The sequence below is a fragment of the Enteractinococcus helveticum genome, from assembly GCF_001657475.1.
Classification (GTDB): domain Bacteria; phylum Actinomycetota; class Actinomycetes; order Actinomycetales; family Micrococcaceae; genus Yaniella; species Yaniella helvetica.
Genome location: NZ_LXEY01000094.1, coordinates 1 through 1731, shown reverse-complemented (window position 1 = coordinate 1731; position 1731 = coordinate 1). Strand labels below are relative to the sequence as shown.

General features: G+C 57.8%; 1 protein-coding gene. It reads left to right on the top strand.

Going from position 1 to position 1731, the window contains the following annotated elements; translation table 11 throughout:
* Positions 1–112 precede the first annotated feature (112 nt).
* Positions 113–1702: an IS1634 family transposase gene (locus tag A6F49_RS14725; protein WP_043055304.1), complete on the top strand. Its 1590-nt coding sequence runs from the start codon at positions 113–115 to the stop codon at positions 1700–1702.
* Positions 1703–1731: the final 29 nt, after the last annotated feature.

Genomic DNA, 1731 nt, shown 5'->3' with positions numbered 1-1731 from the left:
CCTGACTTGCACAAGTGAGTGCTGATTTTCCGGTTGGGTTAGGTGTCGTGCCTAGTCAGCGGGTTTTGAGTTTGCGTTTTGGGTCACTAATTGGGCGGTTTATGATGAGTGCATGGGCTTATTTGTGCGCCGGGGGCCAACAGCTTCGGGAGCGACTGCTGTACAGATTGTGTCCAAGGTGCGTGGCCGGGTTAGGATTCTTGAACACTTGGGTTCTGCGCATTCGGATGACGAAGTAACCGCGTTGACCGCGGTGGGGTGGCAGAAAATCGAGGCGATGACTGGCACCCAGCAAACCTTCGATTTGGGCCTGGAACACGACCAGCTGGTGGTGCCGGTGACAGCTGACAAGAAAGTCACCGGGTCAGCCTCACGGTTACTGGTCGATGCGATTCGGGCAAGCTACCAGGCGTTGGGGTTGGGTCACCAGGTCGATGATGAAGCATTTTTCCAGATGGTGTTAGCCCGACTGGTGGAGCCGACCTCCAAGGTCGATAGCCTGCGAGTGTTAGCAGAACTGGGTGTTGAGGTGGTGCATCGCAATACCTTCATGAACGCCCTGAAGCGAGCCGAGCAGCGGGATTATCGGGGCCGGATCGCTCAAGCGTGTTTCGATTACAGTGTGGCCACCACTGGGTTGAGTTTGTTGCTCTACGATGTCACCACCCTGTATTTCGAGGCCGAACAGGAAGATGACTACCGCAAGGTCGGCTATTCCAAAGAGCGCCGGGTGGACCCACAAATTGTGGTGGGATTGCTCGTAGATCGGGCGGGGTTTCCGTTAGAGATCCATAGTTTTGAAGGCAACACCGCCGAAACACACACGATCTTGCCGGTGATCCAAGCCTTCCAGGAACGTCACCAGATCGCTGACATGGTCGTGGTCGCTGATGCCGGGATGTTATCTGATGACAACCTGGCAGCTATTGATGCGGCCAATCTGCGGTTTATTGTTGGCTCGAGGCAAACCAAAGCCCCCAAAGATCTGGCCAAACAATTCCACTACCACCCGGAGTCCGACCCGGCCGATGGGACCACCGTGGACACCGTGACCACCCGGGCACGATTCAAACCCGCCAAAGATCAACTGGCCAGTGCTGATGAGCCGGTGTGGGACCCCACCATTGCGGATCATGCCAGACGGTATTGGCGGGCGGTGTGGCGCTACAGCACCAAACGCGCCAAACGCGACCTGGTCACCCTGGGCAAACAACGCGATAAGGCCCTGCGGGTCGTCGAGGGCCAACACAACGTAAAATCAGCACGGTTTGTCAAAACCCAAGGCGCCACCAGAGTCTTTGACCAGACCACCTTCGACCGAGCCCACCAGATCGCCGGATGGAAAGGCTACGTCACCAACCTGACCGCCACCACGATGGACGCCCCGGAAGTCATCGCCTCGTATCACCAGCTATGGCACGTCGAACAATCCTTCCGCATGTCCAAAACCGATCTGCAGGCCCGGCCGATGTTTCACCACACCCGCGAGGCCATCGAAGCCCACCTGACCGTGGTCTTCACCGCCCTAGCCGTCGCGAGATTCATGCAAACCCGGACCGGGGTCTCATTGCAACGCATCATCACCACGCTGCGACCCCTACGCGAATTCACCGGCCGCATCGGCGACCACGAAATCACCTTCCCGCCAGACATCACCCCCGGCGCAGCCCACATCCTGGACCGACTCAAGCTCACAACCTAAAACGGGTCACTAAACTTGTGCAAGTCAGG

Excerpts from the sequence above, each read along its gene's own strand:
- A6F49_RS14725 (WP_043055304.1), top strand. The coding sequence starts at position 113 with ATGGGCTTATTTGTGCGCCGGGGGCCAACAGCTTCGGGAGCGACTGCT.